15 protein-coding genes and 1 other RNA gene are annotated in these 17,552 nt (G+C 62.9%); 2 read left to right on the forward strand and 14 right to left on the reverse strand.

The genetic code is table 11. From position 1 onward, the window contains the following. Window positions 1-3: 3 nt before the first annotated feature. The 14 genes from REH34_RS10840 to rsmI all read right to left on the reverse strand — a co-directional run bounded on the left by REH34_RS10840 (window position 4) and on the right by rsmI (window position 15,091). Complete coding sequence (locus tag REH34_RS10840) at window positions 4-963, reverse strand: D-alanine--D-alanine ligase (protein ID WP_311971637.1); 960 nt, start codon at window positions 961-963, stop codon at window positions 4-6. Then, window positions 960-2,414 (reverse strand): UDP-N-acetylmuramate--L-alanine ligase, encoded by a 1,455-nt coding sequence (gene murC, locus REH34_RS10845; protein ID WP_226502928.1) that lies wholly within the window; start codon window positions 2,412-2,414, stop codon window positions 960-962. Before murC ends, REH34_RS10840 begins: the two co-directional genes overlap by 4 nt. After that, window positions 2,407-3,477: an undecaprenyldiphospho-muramoylpentapeptide beta-N-acetylglucosaminyltransferase gene (murG, locus tag REH34_RS10850; RefSeq protein WP_226502927.1), complete on the reverse strand. Its 1,071-nt coding sequence runs from the start codon at window positions 3,475-3,477 to the stop codon at window positions 2,407-2,409. Before murG ends, murC begins: the two co-directional genes overlap by 8 nt. Beyond that, a complete protein-coding gene (gene ftsW / locus REH34_RS10855) occupies window positions 3,467-4,681 on the reverse strand; it encodes a putative lipid II flippase FtsW (RefSeq protein WP_260524665.1) in 1,215 nt (404 codons plus the stop codon). Before ftsW ends, murG begins: the two co-directional genes overlap by 11 nt. Beyond that, the gene (gene murD / locus REH34_RS10860; RefSeq protein WP_311971638.1) at window positions 4,678-6,024 is read right to left on the reverse strand and encodes a UDP-N-acetylmuramoyl-L-alanine--D-glutamate ligase; all 1,347 of its coding nucleotides are present in this window, start codon (window positions 6,022-6,024) and stop codon (window positions 4,678-4,680) included. Before murD ends, ftsW begins: the two co-directional genes overlap by 4 nt. A gap of 5 nt (window positions 6,025-6,029) precedes the next feature. Further along, window positions 6,030-7,112, reverse strand: a complete 1,083-nt coding sequence (gene mraY, locus REH34_RS10865; RefSeq protein WP_311971639.1) for a phospho-N-acetylmuramoyl-pentapeptide-transferase — start codon at window positions 7,110-7,112, stop codon at window positions 6,030-6,032. Then, entirely contained in the window at window positions 7,112-8,479 is a 1,368-nt protein-coding gene (gene murF / locus REH34_RS10870; protein WP_311971640.1) for a UDP-N-acetylmuramoyl-tripeptide--D-alanyl-D-alanine ligase, read from the reverse strand. Before murF ends, mraY begins: the two co-directional genes overlap by 1 nt. After that, window positions 8,472-9,935, reverse strand: a complete 1,464-nt coding sequence (locus tag REH34_RS10875; protein ID WP_409373278.1) for a UDP-N-acetylmuramoyl-L-alanyl-D-glutamate--2,6-diaminopimelate ligase — start codon at window positions 9,933-9,935, stop codon at window positions 8,472-8,474. Before REH34_RS10875 ends, murF begins: the two co-directional genes overlap by 8 nt. Continuing rightward, window positions 9,935-11,677: a penicillin-binding protein 2 gene (locus tag REH34_RS10880; RefSeq protein ID WP_226503669.1), complete on the reverse strand. Its 1,743-nt coding sequence runs from the start codon at window positions 11,675-11,677 to the stop codon at window positions 9,935-9,937. The genes REH34_RS10875 and REH34_RS10880 overlap by 1 nt, the downstream gene beginning before the upstream one ends. Beyond that, window positions 11,677-11,970, reverse strand: coding sequence for a cell division protein FtsL (gene ftsL, locus REH34_RS10885; protein WP_226503668.1), 294 nt, complete (start codon window positions 11,968-11,970; stop codon window positions 11,677-11,679). Before ftsL ends, REH34_RS10880 begins: the two co-directional genes overlap by 1 nt. A gap of 35 nt (window positions 11,971-12,005) precedes the next feature. Next, window positions 12,006-12,953, reverse strand: a complete 948-nt coding sequence (rsmH, locus tag REH34_RS10890; protein ID WP_409373279.1) for a 16S rRNA (cytosine(1402)-N(4))-methyltransferase RsmH — start codon at window positions 12,951-12,953, stop codon at window positions 12,006-12,008. Continuing rightward, window positions 12,950-13,405: a division/cell wall cluster transcriptional repressor MraZ gene (mraZ, locus tag REH34_RS10895; protein WP_226502922.1), complete on the reverse strand. Its 456-nt coding sequence runs from the start codon at window positions 13,403-13,405 to the stop codon at window positions 12,950-12,952. Before mraZ ends, rsmH begins: the two co-directional genes overlap by 4 nt. A gap of 314 nt (window positions 13,406-13,719) precedes the next feature. Beyond that, window positions 13,720-14,080, reverse strand: an RNA gene (gene rnpB / locus REH34_RS10900) — RNase P RNA component class A. A 159-nt stretch (window positions 14,081-14,239) separates the two neighbouring features. Next, the gene (rsmI, locus tag REH34_RS10905; protein WP_311972071.1) at window positions 14,240-15,091 is read right to left on the reverse strand and encodes a 16S rRNA (cytidine(1402)-2'-O)-methyltransferase; all 852 of its coding nucleotides are present in this window, start codon (window positions 15,089-15,091) and stop codon (window positions 14,240-14,242) included. A 232-nt stretch (window positions 15,092-15,323) separates the two neighbouring features. Here rsmI and REH34_RS10910 point away from each other — a divergent pair, with 232 nt between their 5' ends. Then, window positions 15,324-17,102: a penicillin-binding protein activator gene (locus REH34_RS10910; RefSeq protein ID WP_311971641.1), complete on the forward strand. Its 1,779-nt coding sequence runs from the start codon at window positions 15,324-15,326 to the stop codon at window positions 17,100-17,102. Continuing rightward, window positions 17,102-17,488 carry a YraN family protein gene (locus REH34_RS10915; protein ID WP_311971642.1) on the forward strand — a complete coding sequence of 129 codons (387 nt, stop codon included), beginning with the start codon at window positions 17,102-17,104 and terminating at the stop codon, window positions 17,486-17,488. The genes REH34_RS10910 and REH34_RS10915 overlap by 1 nt, the downstream gene beginning before the upstream one ends. Window positions 17,489-17,552 lie beyond the last annotated feature (64 nt).

Genomic DNA, 17,552 nt, shown 5'->3' on the forward strand with positions numbered 1-17,552 from the left:
GGGTTACCCTCGTACCGGAATACTGGCGGCCAGGATCGCCAGCACCAACTGCTGGAAATCGAGACCGGCCGCGCGTGCTGCCATGGGGACCAGGCTGTGATCGGTCATGCCTGGGGTCGTGTTCACTTCCAGCAGCCAGAACTGGCCGTCGGTGTCCTGCATAACGTCCACGCGGCCCCAGCCGGCGATGCCGATGGCTTCGCAGGCGCGGGCGGTGAGTTCGATGAGCTCTTGCTCCTTGACCGGGTCGAGGCCGCACGGGATCCGATACTGGGTATCGTTGGCCACGTACTTGGCGTCGTAGTCATAGAACGAGTGCGGGGTGCCGAGGGCGATCGGCGGCAAAACCTGATCGCGCAGGGTCGCGATAGTGAACTCGGGACCGGTGATCCATTGTTCGACCAACACTTGCGAATCGTAGGTACTGGCGTCCTTCCAGGCGGCGATCAATTCTTCGACGCCGTTCACCTTGGCCATACCGATACTGGAACCTTCATGGGCCGGTTTGACGATCAAAGGGAAGCCCAGTTCCCTGCCCGCCAAAATACAGTCGGCCTCGCTGGCCAGCACGGCGTGATGAGGGGTCGGCAAACCGAGGCTCTTCCACACTTGCTTGGTGCGCAGTTTGTCCATGGCCAACGCCGAGGCGAGGATGCCGCTGCCGGTGTAAGGGATGTCCAGGCATTCGAGCAGGCCCTGCATGCTGCCGTCTTCGCCGCCACGGCCGTGGAGGATGATGAACGCCAGATCGATCTTTTCGCGTTGCAGAATCTCGAGCAGGTCGTCGCCTACATCGATACCGAACACGTCAACACCGGCGCTCTGCAACGCACCCAGTACTTGCGCACCGGATTTGAGCGACACTTCCCGTTCAGCGCTTTTGCCGCCGTACAGCACCGCCACGCGACCGAAGTCCTTCGGCGCGATAGTGGAAAACAGAGAGGAGTAGGCGCTAACGGTCATTTCAACTTTCCTGGACCGGCAACGGCGCCGGCGAACAACGGACTTTTAAGTAATTGCGGCGCCAAGGCGCCAATATCGCCAGCACCCTGACACAGCAGGATGTCGCCGGGACGCAGCAGCGGCTTGACCAGCGGCGCCAGTTCGACGCCACGCTCGATGTAGATCGGGTCCAATTGGCCGCGCTGACGGATGCTGTGGCACATCTGACGGCTGTCCGCGCCCTGAATCGGCTCTTCGCCGGCGGGATAGACTTCCATCAACAGCAGCACATTGGTCTCGCCCAGCACCTGGACGAAATCGTCGTACAGGTCGCGGGTTCGGGTGTAACGGTGTGGCTGATAGACCATCACCAGGCGGCGCTCGGGCCAGCCGCCGCGCACGGCGTTGATGACTGCGGCCACTTCACGGGGATGATGACCGTAGTCGTCCACCAGCATCACGCTGCCGCCCTCGACGGGCAGTTCGCCGTAAATCTGAAAACGCCGGCCGACGCCCTGGAAGCCCGACAGGCCCTGGACGATGGCTTCATCGCTGACGCCCTCGTCGGAGGCGATGGCGATGGTCGCCAAGGCGTTCAGCACGTTGTGCAGGCCCGGCATGTTCACCGACACATTGAGCGGCTCGCGGTCGCGGCGCAGCACGGTGAAGTGGGTGAGCATGCCGTCCTGGCGAATATTGATCGCGCGCACGTCGGCTTCTTCGCAGACGCCATAGGTCACGGTCGGCCGAGCGATCTGCGGCAGAATCTCGCGCACCACCGGATCATCCAGGCACACCACGGCCAAACCGTAGAACGGCAGGTTGTGGAGGAACTCGACGAAGGTTTTCTTCAACTTGTTGAAGTCACCCTCGTAGGTGTCCATGTGATCGGCGTCGATGTTGGTGACCACGGCGACCAAGGGCTGCAGATGCAAGAAGCTGGCGTCGCTCTCGTCGGCTTCGGCGATCAGGTAGCGGCTGGTGCCTAACTGTGCGTTGGTGCCCGCAGCGTTCAGACGGCCACCAATGACGAAGGTCGGATCCAGGCCACCGGCGGCGAACACCGAGGCGATCAGGCTGGTAGTGGTGGTCTTGCCATGGGTGCCGGCCACGGCGATACCGTGGCGATAGCGCATCAGTTCGGCGAGCATCTCGGCGCGCGGCACCACTGGAATGCGACGCTCCAGGGCGGTGGCGACTTCGGGGTTGCTGGGGTTGATGGCGCTGGACACCACCAGCACGTCAGCCACAGCGGCGTTCTCGGCGCGGTGGCCGATGAAGATTTCGGCGCCGAAGGACTTGAGCCGCTCGGTAACCGGCGAGGCCTTGAGGTCGGAGCCGGACACGCTGTAGCCAAGGTTGAGCAACACTTCGGCGATACCGCACATGCCCACGCCGCCAATACCGACGAAGTGGATACGGCGGATACGGCGCATTTCTGGCTGTGGGATGCCTTTCTGGTTTTCAACCATGGGCCACCTCCAGGCAGACATCGACGACATTACGGGTGGCATCGGGTTTCGCCAGACGGCGCGCGGTGGCGGCCATTTGGTTGAGTTTCTCGGGTTGCATCAAAACCTCTTTCAGGCGCTCGGCCAGTTGGGCCGCGCCGGTTGTCGCTTGTGGCATGAGGAAGGCAGCGCCTTCACGGGCCAGATATTCGGCATTGCGAGTCTGGTGGTCGTCGATCGCGTGGGGCAACGGCACCAGGAACGACGGCAGCCCGGCCGCCGCCAGCTCGCTGACGGTCAGCGCACCGGAGCGGCAGACCATCATGTCGGCCCAGCCATAGGCCTGGGCCATGTCCTGGATGAAAGGCGCGACCTGCGCCTCGACACCCGCAGCCTGGTAACGCTCAAGGGTCACTTGGTCATGTTTCTTGCCGGCCTGATGAAAGACTTCTGGGCGAAATTCGGCGGGCACCAGGGCCAAAGCGGCGGGCAGCAACTTGTTCAACGGCTCGGAGCCGAGGCTGCCGCCCGTGATCAGCAAGCGCGGCTTGCGCCCGGCGAGGCTCTGGCGAGGGGTTTCGAGGAACAGCTCAGGGCGCACCGGATTACCCGTGGTGCGGCGCTTGCTGGACGCCCCGAAGGTGTTCGGGAACGCTTCACAGACGCGGCTGGCAAACGGCACCAACAGGCGATTGGCAGTACCGGCCACGGCGTTCTGCTCGTGCACGATCACCGGTACGCCGGCCAGGCGCGCAGCCAGGCCGCCGGGGCCGGTCACGTAGCCACCAAAGCCGAGCACGCACACCGGCCTGATCTGGCGCACCACACGGCGCGCCTGCAACAGCGCGTTGCATAATACGAACGGCGCTTTGAGCAGCGACTTGATACCTTTGCCCCGCAGCCCGGCAACGTTGATCAAATGCAACGGCAAACCCGCCTGGGGGACCAGGTCGTTCTCGATCCCGCGCGGGGTTCCCAGCCAGTGCACGCTGTAGCCACGAGCCTGGAACTCGCGCGCGCAGGCCAGGGCCGGGAACACGTGCCCGCCGGTGCCGCCGGCCATGATCAGCACGTTACCGGCCATGGGCAGGCTCCTCGGCGAAATCGTCTTCGCTGAATTCGGTTTCTTCACTGCCCAGCGCCGCACGGCTTTCCCACTCGATGCGCAACAGCAAGCCCAGGCACATGCAGCAGATCACCAACGAGCTGCCGCCGTAACTGAGGAATGGCAGGGTCAGGCCCTTGGTCGGCAGCAGGCCGACGTTCACGCCAATGTTGATCAAGAACTGTCCGATCCACAGGAACGACAAACCATAGGCCATGTACGCGGCGAAATAATGTTTGGCGCGCTCCGCCCATATGCCGATGTACATGCCGCGAATACACACGAACACGAACAGCGCCACGGTGCACAGCGAGCCCACGACGCCCAGCTCTTCGGCCAGTACCGAGAACACGAAGTCGGTGTGCGCTTCCGGCAGATAGAATTGCTTCTGCACACTGTTGCCCAGGCCGACGCCGAACCATTCGCCACGCCCGAACGCGATCAACGCCTGGGTCAACTGGTAGCCGGAACCGAACTGATCGGACCACGGATCGGTAAAGGTCACCAAACGCGCCATCCGATAAGGCTGCGCCTTGACCAGCAGAATGACCGAAGCCACCGCCAACACCACCATCAGCGCGAAGCGGAACAGCCCGACACCCCCGAGGAACAGCATGGCCGCCGCGGCGCCCATCATCACCACGGTTGCGCCGAAGTCCGGCTCCATCAGCAACAGGCCTGCCATCGGCAGCAACACGAAGAACGGCTTGAAAAAGCCCATCCAACTGTCGCGAACCTCTTGCTGACGGCGTACCAGATAACCGGCAAGGAAGATCACCACGAACACCTTGGCGATTTCCGAAGGCTGCACGTTGAAAAAACTGAAGCCGATCCAGCGCATCGAGCCGTTGACCTCGCGGCCGATGCCCGGCAGCAGCACAGCCACCAGCAGACCGAACGCACCCACCAGCATCCACCAGCCCAGCCGCTGCCAGGTGGCGATCGGCACCATCATGGTGACGATGCACGCCCCCAGGCCGATGGCCAGATAGATCAGGTGGCGAATCATGTGATACAGCGGATTGCCGGACTGCGCCGCGGCTACTTCCGACGAAGCCGACGTGATCATCACCAGGCCCAGGCCCAGCAACGCCAGGCAGCCGACCAGCATGGGGAAATCGATATCGATACCGCGGCCGCTGATCAGCGGTGACGGATAAGGCTTGATCACACCGAAAATCATGACAAAGCCTCCACGGCGCGGGCGAACAAATGTCCGCGCTCTTCATAGTTCTTGAACATATCGAGGCTCGCGCAGGCCGGCGACAGCAACACGGCATCGCCGGGCTGGGCCAGTTCGGCGCTGCGCAGCACGGCGTCCTCCAGCGATTGCACGCGCACCAGCGGCACGCGGTCGCCCAGCACGGCGGCGATCTGCTCGGCATCGCGGCCCAGCAGCACGACCGCACGGCAATGAGCGGCAACCGGCGCGGCCAGGGGCTTGAAGTCCGCCCCTTTGCCATCACCGCCGGCGATCAGCACCAGCTTGCCGTCGATGTCGCTGCCCAGGCCTTCGATGGCCGCCAGCGCGGCACCGACATTGGTGGCCTTGGAATCGTTGTAATAGCTTACCCCTGCACGCTCGCGCAGCCATTGGCAGCGATGCTCCAGGCCGCCGAACTCGCGCAAGGTGTGCAGCATGGCGGCGAACGGCAAGCCGACCGCGTGCCCCAGCGCCAGCGCAGCCAGAGCGTTGGCGTAGTTATGTGCGCCACGGATCTTCAATTCACTGACGGGCATCAGGGTCTTGAACTCGAACGCCAAGTGCTTCTCGGCGTTTTCTTCGATCAGGCCGAAGCCCTTGAAGTCCGGACGATTGAGGCCGAAGGTCCAGCACGGCTGGCCTTCGGTCAGCAATGGCCGCGACAGCGCGTCCTGGCGGTTGACCACCACCTGGCGGGCGCCGCGGAAGATCCGGTGCTTGGCCAGGTGATAGGCCGGTAGCCCGCTGTAGCGATCCATGTGGTCTTCACTGACATTGAGCACGGTCGCCACTTCGGCGCCCAGATGATGGGTGGTTTCCAACTGAAAGCTGGACAGCTCCATCACGTATAGATCGACGTTGTCGGCGAGCAGGTCGAGCGCTGGGGTGCCGAGATTGCCGCCCACCGCGACGCGTTTGCCCGAGGCCCGCGCCATGTCACCCACCAGGGTGGTCACGGTGCTCTTGGCGTTGGAGCCGCTGATTGCCACGATCGGCGCCTTGGCATTGCGCGCAAACAGCTCGATGTCGCCCGACAGGGTGACGCCACGGGCTGCCGCTTGCTGCAAGGCCGGGGTCGCCAGCGCCAGGCCCGGGCTCACGTAGAGCTCGGACGCGCGGCAAAGAAATTCGACGTCCAGCTCGCCACAACGCACATCGACGTGCGGGTAGTCACGGCGCAAGGTCGCGAGTTCTGGCGGATTCTCGCGCGTATCGGCCACGGCAAAGGACACGCCCCGATTCGCCAGGAAGCGAACCAGGGACATGCCGCTCTTGCCGAGGCCGACAACGATGCGGAATTGGTCAGAAGCGATCAGAGACACTCGTTCTACCTCAATTTCAGGGTGGCAAGGCCGATCAACACCAGAATCACGGTGATGATCCAGAATCGGACGATGACCCGTGGTTCAGGCCAACCCTTGAGTTCGAAATGGTGATGGATCGGCGCCATGCGGAACACCCGGCGGCCGGTCAACTTGAACGACGCCACCTGGATGACAACCGACAAGGTCTCCATCACGAACACCCCGCCCATGATGAACAGCACGATTTCCTGACGCACCACCACGGCGATGGTGCCGAGGGCCGCGCCCAGCGCCAGCGCGCCGACGTCACCCATGAATACTTGCGCGGGATAGGTGTTGAACCACAGGAAGCCCAGCCCCGCACCGATCAGCGCGCCGCAGAACACGATCAGCTCGCCAGCCCCCGGTACATAGGGAATCAGCAGGTAATCGGCGAATTTGATGTTGCCCGACAGGTAGCAGAAGATGCCCAGCGCGCCGCCGACCATGACCGTGGGCAGAATCGCCAGGCCGTCGAGGCCGTCGGTAAGGTTGACCGCGTTGCTGGAGCCGACGATCACGAAGTAGGTCAGCACGATGAAGCCCAGGCCCAGATGAATGCTGGCGTCCTTGAGCATCGGGATGATCAGCGTGGTTTCGTTGCTGCCCGGCGCCGTCATATAAAGGAAGACCGCCGCGCCCAGGCCGAAAACCGACTGCCAGAAGTACTTCCAGCGGCTTGGCAACCCGCGGGAGTTTTTCTCGATGACCTTGCGATAATCATCCACCCAGCCGATCGCGCCGAACAGGAAGGTGACGATCAACACGGTCCAGACATAGCGATTGCTCAGGTCGGCCCACAGCAAGGTGCTGACACCGATCGCCGAGAGGATCAGCGCGCCGCCCATGGTCGGGGTGCCCGACTTGGACAGGTGCGATTGCGGACCATCGTTACGCACCGATTGACCAATCTGGCGCATCTGCAGGGTACGGATCATCCATGGGCCCAGAAACAGGGCGAGCGCCAACGCGGTCAACACACCCAGAATCCCGCGCAGGGTCAGGTATTGAAAGACCGCGAAGCCTTTGTAGAACTGTTGCAGATACTCGGCCAACAGCAGCAGCATTAATGTTTCTCCCCGCCGGGTACGCACAAGGCCGCGACGATGTTTTCCATCGCCGCGCTGCGTGAACCCTTGATCAAAATAGTGGTGTCGGAACCTTGCTCGGCCTCGAGCGCAGAAATCAGTTCGGCCTGACTGGAAAAGTGTGCGGCGCCTTCACCGAAGGCACTGACGGCGTGAGCCATGAGCGGCCCGACGGCATATAGCGCGTCAACCTTGCCACGCGCATAGTCACCAACCTGCCGATGCCCCTCTATCGCCCACTCGCCCAACTCGCCGATATCTCCGAGCACCAGGACGGTGCGACCGGAAAAGCCGGCGAGTATATCAATGGCCGCGCACATGGAGGAGGGATTTGCGTTGTAGGTGTCATCGATGACGCGCATGCCAGCCTTGGCCAGCTGCGCCACGGTGCGGCCCTTGACCGGCTGCACCGCGTCAAGGCCGGCAACGATGCCCGCCAGGGAAACGCCCATGGCGCTGGCGGCCGCAGCGGCCGCGAGGGCGTTCTGCACGTTATGGGTGCCGAGCAGGTTCAATTGCACCGGTGCCACACCCTCTTTGCAATGCAATTCGAATCTAGGGCAACCGCGGGCGTCTGTGCTGATGGCACTGGCATGGAAGTCAGCGCTCGGGTTGCTCAGGGCGAATGTCAGCACCTGACGCGCGCCGGCACGGGCTTGCCAGATGGTAAACGCTTTGTCGTCGAGGTTGAGCACGGCCACACCGTCGGCGCCCAGACCGTCGATGATCTCGCCTTTGGCTTCGACGATTTTTTCCGGGCCGCCGAACTCGCCGACATGGGCAGTACCGGCGTTGTTCAGGATGGCGACGTGCGGGCGAGTGAGGCCGACTGTGTAGGCGATTTCACCCAGACGTGAAGCGCCCAGCTCGATCACCGCGGCGCTGTGCTCCGGCGCCAGTTCGAGCAGGGTCAGCGGTGCGCCCAGATCGTTGTTCAAGTTGCCGCGGGTGGCCAGGACCAGGCCGCGGGTGCGCAGAATGCTCGCGAGCATTTCCTTGACCGTAGTCTTGCCGCTGGAACCGGTGATGGCGGCTACGGGTTTGTCGAACGCGGCGCGGTTGAGCGCCGCCAGCTGGCCGAGCGCGGCGCGGGTATCGGCGACGATGATCTGCGCCAGGTCGCTGTCGGCGACGGGGCGCTCGACCAGCGCGGCCACAGCGCCTTTGCCGGCGACATCGTTCAGGTAATTGTGGCCATCGAAATTCGGCCCGCTCAAGGCGACGAACAACTGCCCGGCCTCGATCGCGCGGCTGTCGATACTGACCCCGCTAAAATGACAATCGCCGCCTTGCAGGCGGCCGTTCAAGGGCTGTAACACTTCGCTCAATGCCAAGGGCTTAAGCATGATTGAGCTCCCAGGTGGCGAGCGCCATTTCGGCCTCGTTCAGATCGGAGAACGGCAGGCGCTGGCCGTGAATTTCCTGATAATCCTCGTGGCCCTTGCCGGCCAGGACGATGACATCGTCGGCAGCGGCAGTGGCGATGGCCTGGGCGATGGCCGCCCCGCGGCCCGGCACGAATGGCACGGAGCCGGGGTTGACGAACCCGGCACGGATGTCGTCGAAAATCGCCAGCGGTTCTTCGCTGCGCGGGTTGTCGTCGGTGACGACCACGCGATCGGCCAGGCGCTCGGCCACGGCGGCCATCAAGGGGCGCTTGCCACTGTCACGGTCGCCACCGCAACCGAACAGGCACACCAGCTGGCCTTTGGCGTGCGCACGCATTGCCTGCAACACCTGATCCAGGGCATCGGGGGTATGGGCGTAATCGACCACCACCAGGGGCCGCTTGCCGCCACCCAGGCGCTGCATACGGCCGACCGGACCTTCGAGCACTGGCAGCACCTTGAGGATGTCGTCCAGTGGATAATCCATGCCCAGCAAGGCACCGACCGCCGCCAGTACGTTGCTCAGGTTGAAGCGCCCGAGCAGGCCGCTGCGCAGGCTGCGCTCGCCTTGTGCGGTGACCAGCGTGGCGCGCACGCCGCTGTCATCGAACGACGCTTCGCGGCAGTACAAGGTAGCGGCTGGGTCTTTGAGGCTGTAGGTGATCAAGCGCGATTCGGCCTCGCGACCGGCCAGTTCACGGCCCAGGTCGTCATCGAGATTCAATACGCGGCACTTGAGTGTCCGCCACGCGAACAGACGCGCCTTGGCGTCGGCATAGGCCTGCATGCTGCCGTGGTAATCGAGGTGGTCGCGCGACAGGTTGGTCAACACGGCCACGTCGAAGTCCAGCGCCGCTACGCGACCTTGATCCAGCGCGTGGGAGGAAACCTCCATGGCCACGGCGCGAGCACCGGCCTTGCGCAGGTCCGACAGGGTCGCCTGCACGGCAATCGGATCGGGCGTGGTCAGGCGGCCGCTTTTCAGCGAGCCATGGAAACCCGTGCCCAAGGTGCCAATCAGCCCGCAATGCTGGCCGAGCAAGTCCAGCGCCTGGGCGACCAACTGGGTGACGCTGGTCTTGCCGTTGGTGCCGGTGACACCCAGCAGGTTCATCTGCCGGCTCGGCTCGCCGTAGAAACGCCCGGCCAGGTCTGACAGCTGGGCGATCAAGCCCTTGACCGGAATCAGCGGAATGTCGGTCAAGGGCAGTACGGTGGCGCCTTCGACTTCATAGGCCACGGCAGCAGCACCATGGGCAATGGCATCGGCAATGTGATCGCGGCCGTCGACCTTGAGCCCTGGCACCGCCAAAAACAGGTCGCCCGGCCGTACGTTGCGGCTGTCCAGAGTCAACTCGCGGATCAATGGATCGCGCTCGACCTGGATGAACAACTGATTGAGTGACATGACCATCAGCCGCGCCCTCCCTTGACCGGGGCCGCAGCGGGAGCCGCTTCGGCCTGCTGCTGCGGGGTGCTCGGCAGGTTGTCGGGACGCACGTTCATCAGGCGCAAGGTACCGGACATCACCTTGCTGAATACGGGTGCCGATACCAAGCCGCCGAAGTAGCCGGCCTTGCCAGGTTCGTCGATGACCACGATCACGGCGTACCGAGGATCGGCGGCCGGGCCGAAACCGGCGAACAATGAACGGTAGGCATTTTCGGTATAGCCGCGCGAACCGATGGTGGCTTTACGGGCGGTACCCGATTTGCCCATCACGTGATAGCCCGGTACCCGTGCGCGATAGACGCCGCGCGGGTCTTCGATCACCTGGCCGAGCATCCACTGCACGGTGTCGGCGACTTTTTCCGGAATCACTTGCACCGCGTCAGGCTGTTTGTCCACCTTGAGGATCGACAGCGGTGTCAGGCGGCCATGGTTGGCGATGGTCGCGTAGGCATGGGCCAGTTGCAGCGCGGTCACCGACAGGCCGTAGCCGTACGAGAGCGTTGCGGTTTCGGCCTTGTGCCATTCGCGGTGGTTAGGCAAGTTACCCACACGCTCGCCCGGGAAGCCCAGGCCGGAATATTGCCCCAGGCCTACCGACGACATCACCTTGAACACGGCTTCGCCGCCGATATCGAAGGCGACCTTGCTCATGCCGACGTTACTGGAGTTGATCAGGATGCCGGTCAGGTCGAGCACCGGGCCTTCGGTCTTGGTCACGTCACGAATGGTGTAGCGACCGATCTGCAGGGTCCCTGGGTACACGTCGACCTTGTCGCTTGGCTTCCAGCGCCCGGTCTCGAGCGCGGCACTCATCGACAGCGGCTTCATGGTCGAACCGGGTTCGAACACGTCGGTGATGGCACGGTTACGCATTGCCGCCGGGAACATGGTTCGGCGGTTGTTGGGGTTGTAGGTGGGCATGTTGACCATGGCCAGTACTTCACCGGTCTTGACGTCGAGGATCACCAGGCTGCCAGCCTTCGCCTCGTTCTCGGTGATGGCCTTGCGCAATTCACGGGTCGCCAGGTATTGCAGGCGCAAGTCGATCGACAGCGCCACAGTCTTGCCTGGCTTGGCGTTCTTGGTGACTTGCACGTCCTTGATCAAACGACCGCGGCGATCCTTGAGCACCTGACGACGGCCCGGCACACCGGCCAGCCAATCGTCATAGGCCAGCTCGACACCTTCGCGGCCGTGGTCGTCCAGGTCGGTAAAGCCGACCATGTGCGCGGTCACGTCGCCAGCCGGATAGAAGCGGCGGAACTCTTCGAGGCCGTAGACGCCCGGTACCTTGAGGTCGAGCACCGTCTGGCCCTGCTCCGGAGTCAGGCCGCGCACCAGGTAGATGAACTCCTTGGTAGCGTTGGCTTCAAGACGCTCGGTCAGTTGCGCGGGATCCTGCTGCAGGGCAGCCGCCAGCGCTGGCCATTTGTCTTTGCCGGCCTGCATTTCCTTGGGGTTGGCCCACAAGGTGGTCACCGGCGTACTGACGGCCAGCGGCTCGCCATTACGGTCGGTGATCAAGCCACGGTGGGCGGGAATCGGGATGTGGCGCATGCTGCGGGCATCGCCCTGACCCTTGAGGAAGTCATGGTCGATGACCTGCAGGTCGACGATACGATAGGAAATGGCCGCGACCATGCTCATCAACAAACCGACCATTACCCGGAACCGCCACGGGTACAGTGCGCCTTCGAGTTTCATCATGGCGTCACCATGCGAATTTCGGCGGCGTCGGGCACGCGCATTTTCAATTGATCGGCCGCCAGGGCCTCGATACGGCTCTGGGCAGTCCAGGTGCTCTGCTCAAGGATCAAGCGGCCCCATTCAGCCTGCACTTTGTCGGCGTCGTTCAGCTCGGTGTACAGCTGGTTGAGCAGCATGCGATTGGTGTGCGCGCTGTACGCCACGGCAATGGCCGAGACCAGCACCGCGATGAACAACAGCAGCATCAGGAAGCTGCCGCCCGGCAGAGGCTTGTTCATGAGCTTGCTCAGCGGCGCGCTGGGCAGAGGCTTTTTCAAGAGTTTGCTCAACGGAGCTTCTCCGCCACGCGCATGACCGCGCTGCGCGAGCGCGGGTTGGCCTTGAGCTCGGCCTCGGAGGCGAACTGCGCCTTGCCGTGGACCTTGATCTTCGGCACGAAGGCTTCGAAACGCACCGGCAGGTTGCGCGGCAGATTGTCGGCTTCGCCCTTGGCCAAGCGACGCATGAAGAGTTTGACGATACGGTCTTCGAGCGAATGGAAGCTGATGACGACCAGGCGTCCGCCGACTTCCAGGGCGTCGAGTGCCGCTTCGAGGCCAGCCTCCAGATCACCCAATTCGTTGTTGACGTGGATACGCAGCCCCTGAAAGGCGCGCGTGGCCGGGTTCTTGCCCTTTTCCCAGGCAGGGTTGGCAACCTTGAGCACTTCGGCCAGGTCACCGGTGCGCAGAAAGGGCTCGGTTTCGCGACGCAGCACTACGGCACGGGCCATGCGCCGGGCGAAACGCTCTTCGCCGTATTCCTTGAAGACCCGGGCAATTTCTTCTTCCGGCGCCTGGGCGATGAACTCGGCGGCACTGACGCCGCGCGTCGGGTCCATGCGCATGTCCAGCGGGCCGTCGTTCATGAAGCTGAAACCGCGCTCGGGGTCATCGAGCTGGGGCGACGACACGCCAAGGTCCATCAGCACGCCTTGAACCTTGCCGGCCAGACCTTGCTCGGCGATGACCGCGGCCATTTCGGCAAAACTGCGCTGCACAATGACAAAGCGGCCGTCTTCGGCCGCCAGCGCTTGCCCGGTGGCAATCGCTTGAGGATCCTTGTCGAACCCTAGCAGGCGGCCATCGGGCCCGAGCTTGGAGAGCAGTAATCGACTGTGCCCACCGCGGCCGAACGTGCCATCCAGATAGCAGCCATCGACGCGCACGTCCAGAGCCTCGACAGCTTCGTCGAGCAGCACGGTGATGTGGTTAAAGCCGCTATCTATAGTCACAGAATCAAATCACGCAGTTCAGCGGGCATCGCGCCCGGTCGTTGTATGGCTTCCAGGTCCGCTGTCGCAACAACGTTCCAGGCGTCTTCGTCCCACAATTGAAACTTGTTCAGCTGGCCGACCAGCATGGTGCGCTTGTCGAGCTTGGCGTACTCGCGCAAACGCGGCGGAACCAGGAAACGACCGCTGCCGTCGAGTTCGAGATCCACCGCATTACCAATCAGCAAACGCTGAAGGCGACGGGCTTCGTCATCGAACGACGGCAACTTGCTCAACCTGGCTTCAATAATTTCCCATTCATCCAGCGGATAGACGCAAAGGCACGGGGAGACGGTATCGATCGTGATCACCAACTGTCCGGAACTACGCGAATTCAGCTCGTCACGGTACCGGCTCGGCATAGCGAGACGACCCTTGGCATCGAGACTGATGGCATTCGCTCCGCGAAACACAGCTGCGCTTCCCCTTTTTTACTTTTTTGCGTCCAAAAAACCCACTTTGTGCCACTTCTCTCCACTCGCGCACACTATAGGAACCCGCCTGCCACACCGTCAAGGCGCGCACGCGACGAAAAGCCTTACAGATCGGAGATTTACAGTGCATTTGGGATACAGAACAGCAAAAAGAGGGGGATTTTCGGATAACAACGTTTGATAAATCAGGCAACTAGCGGCCAAAGTTAAAGTGTTTTATCAAGAGCAAGAATTTTTCAGGATTACGACGAGGGGTATCGGATGGCGTTTTGCCAATGAAGCGAGGGAAAAAGGTGGAGAGTCGATCTGTAAGCCGGGTTCTGTCGAGGACAGTCATTCCTCTACGGTGGCCATCACTGGACACCTTTAGCAACCTACCCGGTTCCAACGCGGGCCGCGCCATATGGAACCCTATTTGGTCTTGCTCCGAGTGGGGTTTACCTTGACCACGAACTGTTGCCAGTCGCGCGGTGCGCTCTTACCGCACCTTTTCACCCTTACCGGCGCCGAAGCGCTTAGGCGGTTATTTTCTGTGGCACTTTCCGTAGGCTCACGCCCCCCAGGTATTACCTGGCACTCCGCCCTATGGAGCCCGGACTTTCCTCCCCCCCCTTTTGCGGAACAAAAGAAGGCAGCGACTGTCCGATCGACTCTCCGCCGGCAAGATTAACGGCAGCGGCCCTCAAGAACAAGCTTTATCGCGGCTTGAGGGGATGTGTGGACATCCTCCAAGGTTGGAGCGGCCTCTGCCCATGAAGCTCTTGAACCCGCACAAACCGGACAGCTTTGTGAGCAGAGCCCGCTCCCACAGGTTCAATCCTTCTGCTTCTCGAGGGCGACCTGATACAACAGGTTCTTGCGCACGCCGGTGATTTCCGCAGCCAGAGCCGCCGCGCGCTTGAGTGGCATCTCCTTGAGCAGCAGATCAAGGATACGCATCACTTCGGTACTCACGGCCTCGTCGCTTTCGGGTGCGGTCCACCCCGCCACCAGCACCACACACTCGCCGCGTTGCTGGTTGCTGTCGCCCTCGACGAAGGCGCGCAGTTCGGACAGCGGCAAGCCCTTGAGGGTTTCGAACGTCTTGGTCAGCTCCCGTGCCAGCAGCGCCGGGCGCTCGGCACCGAACACCTGCTCCATATCCTGCAGGCATTCGAGAATCCGGTGCGGTGCTTCGTAAAAGATCAGCGTTCGCGGCTCCTCGCGCACCTGTTCGAGACGCGCCTTGCGCCCGGTCGTCTTGGCCGGCAGGAAACCCTCGAAGATGAAGCGATCGGACGGCAGACCCGCCGCCGACAGCGCGGCGATCAGGGCACAGGCACCTGGGACCGGCACCACCGGCACACCGGCGGCCCGCGCTTGGCGCACCAGATGATAGCCAGGGTCGGAAATCAGCGGCGTGCCGGCATCGGAGATCAACGCCACGCTGTCACCCGCCAGCAGCCGGGTGATGAAACGGCTGCCCTCTTCGCGCTCATTGTGCTCATGGCAGGCCGCCAATGGCGTCTCGATACCGAAGTGCTGCAACAGGCGGATCGAGTGCCGGGTATCCTCGGCCGCAATCAGGGCCACGTCGGCGAGCACCTTGAGGGCGCGAGCGCTCATGTCATCGAGATTGCCGATGGGCGTCGCCACTACATAAAGTGTGCCAGTCGTGGAATTCAAAGCGCCCGTCACAGTCACAGCACACACCTTAATGGTTTGGCAAAAGACCCATTGTACCGTCTTGCGCGCGCCGGTCGACACTCGATACGACGACGAGGGCTGCGGCCACCTTGGAGATGTTTTGCAACCACTGGCGCAATGCATGAACGCTTTCACACCAGTAACATCGCGCCCAGGCCAGTGCTTGGGTACAATTGCTCGCTTAAACCGAACCGGTATCAGGAAGATCTAAATGATAGCTTGCCTGCGGCTGCTGACCGCCCTTTGCCTCGCTGCCCTGCTGGCAGCTTGCGCCAGCTCCCCGTCATCGACACTGGGTGAACTGCCGCGCACGCCGGATGCGAGCATCGAACAACTGCTCGAAAAAGCCGCCACAGCCAAACCGGAAGAAGCCGCGCTGCTACGCCTCAGCGCCGCCGACCAGGCTTCGCGCCAGGGCGATGCCGCCCGCGCCGCGCAAATCCTCGGCACCGTGCCGCTGGACTCGCTCAAGCCCGCCCAGCAGATTTTCGCGGTAACCCTGAGCGCCGAACTGGCCATGACCCGCAACGATTTCAAGGCAGCCCTGAGCAGCCTCAATCACCCGAGCATGAGCCATCTGGCAGAGCTGCCGGTAGAACAGCAGATCCGCACCTCGACCGTGAAGGCCAAGGCGCTGGAAGCCGACAACCAGCCCCTGGCAGCGGCCCGTGAACGCATCTTCATCGCTCCGCTGCTCAATGGCGCCGAAGCCGCGACCAACCAAGAGGCCATCTGGTCGCTGGTCATGGCGCTGCCGCCAGAGCAGCTGCAGGCCACCAGCAATGACGACCTCGGTGGCTGGCTGAGCCTGGCCCTGGCTGCCAAGACCCCGGGCACCCTGCAGCAACAGCAGGCCGCCATCGACAACTGGATCGCCCAGCATCCCAACCACCCTGCCGCCAAGCAGTTGCCGCAACAGCTGGTGACCATCAAGAACCTCAAGAACCAGCCGCTGGACAAGATCGCCCTGCTGCTGCCACAACAGGGCCAGCTGGTATCTGTCGCGCGCGCCCTGCGCGAAGGCTTCATGGCTGCGCAATTCCAGGCCCAGCAAAGCGGCCAGAAAGTCCCCGCCATCGAGATCTACGACAGCTCGCGCATCACCTCCATGGATGACTTCTACCGCCAGGCCCAGGCGGCCGGCGTACAACTGGTGGTCGGCCCCCTGGAGAAGAACCTGGTCAAGCAACTCAATGGCAAACCGCAACTGCCGCTGCCTACCCTCGCCCTCAACTACAGCGATTCGACCCAGGCTGGGCCGCCCCAGCTGTTCCAGTTTGGTCTGGCGGCTGAAGACGAAGCCCACGAAGTCGCCCGCCGGGCCCGCGCCGACGGCCTGCACAACGCCGCGGCCATGGTACCGAAGGGCGAATGGGGCGATCGCGTACTCGCAGCCTTCCGCCAGGACTGGGAGGGCGGCGGCGGCAAGATCATGGCCGTCGAACGCGTCGACCAACCCGTAGCCCTGGCCAACCAGATCGCCGACATGTTCCAGCTGCACGGCGCCGGCAATACCACCGGCGCCACACCTACCCGCCGCCAGGACATCGACTTCATCTTCCTGGCCGCCACGCCGCAGCTGGCACAGCAGATCAAACCGACCCTGAACTACCAGTACGCGGGCGACGTGCCTGTCTACGCCACCTCCCACGTCTATAGCGCCAGTGGCGACCAGGCTCAATACAACGACATGGCTGGCGTGCGCTTTTGCGAAACACCCTGGCTGCTGGATACCGGCAACGCCCTGCGTCAGCAAGTCGTGCGCCAATGGCCACAATCGGCTGGCAGCCTCGGGCGCCTCTACGCCATGGGCGCCGACGCCTTTCTGCTCGCACCGCGCCTGGATCAACTCAAGGCCCTGCCGGATAACCGTATCGACGGCCTGTCGGGCAGCCTCAGCATGACCACCGGCCAGCGCATCGAGCGTCAACTGCCTTGGGCACAATTCGACGGCGGGCAGGTCAAGCGCCTTCCCGATACGCCGCGCTGATGCCAGCACCGCTTTCCCCGCCGCAGACACGTCAGCGCAGTGGCCAGCAAGCCGAGCAGTGGGCCGAACGCCACCTGCTCGAGCAGGGTATGCGCACCCTGTTCAGGAACTGGCGCTGCAAACGAGGTGAGCTGGATCTGGTCATGGTTGATGGCGATACAGTAGTATTCGTCGAAGTTCGCTATCGCCTGCATTCACAATGGGGCGGAGCGGCGGGTAGCGTCGATGCCGGCAAGCGTAAGAAGCTGGTATTGGCCGCCCAGTATTTTTTGTTGCAAGAAGCGCGTTGGGCCGATGCCCCCTGCCGGTTCGACGTGGTCGCCATTGAAGGCAGCGATCCTTCGACAGCAGGTCTCAACTGGCTGAAAAACGCTTTCGAGAGCTGATACGCGATGCTTGCCGCGCCCCTTTTCATACTCACGACTTCTAACGCTTTGTTTTGCGGGCCGC

This window comes from Pseudomonas baltica (genome assembly GCF_031880315.1).
In the GTDB taxonomy this organism is placed as follows: Bacteria; Pseudomonadota; Gammaproteobacteria; order Pseudomonadales; family Pseudomonadaceae; genus Aquipseudomonas.